Source organism: Bacillus sp. AFS023182 (genome assembly GCF_002560575.1).
Taxonomy (GTDB): domain Bacteria; phylum Bacillota; class Bacilli; order Bacillales; family Bacillaceae_G; genus Bacillus_A; species Bacillus_A arachidis.
Genome location: NZ_NTRO01000043.1, coordinates 1 through 226 on the forward strand (window position 1 = coordinate 1; position 226 = coordinate 226).

General features: G+C 37.6%; 1 protein-coding gene. It reads right to left on the reverse strand.

From position 1 onward, the window contains the following. Window positions 1–19: 19 nt before the first annotated feature. Window positions 20–226, reverse strand: a 207-nt coding sequence (locus CN288_RS28915) for a hypothetical protein (protein ID WP_176527702.1), incomplete at its 5' end; no start/stop codon positions are given.

Sequence of the window (226 nt, forward strand, 5' to 3'; positions counted from 1 at the left end):
CAAGCTGCACTTAAAATAATTATCTCACCCATTTAACATAGTCTGCTTTTTTAATCCAACCCCACGGTTTAGTTACATGTAACCAATCATTGTATCGGTTGTCTACATCCAATAGCACCCAACTCACAGTTCCAACTACTTTATCGTTTGTATTGGCACCTTCATGGATTTTTACATTCGCTGCATTGACGTAAATACCACCATTGCTTCTCTTACCATCATCATT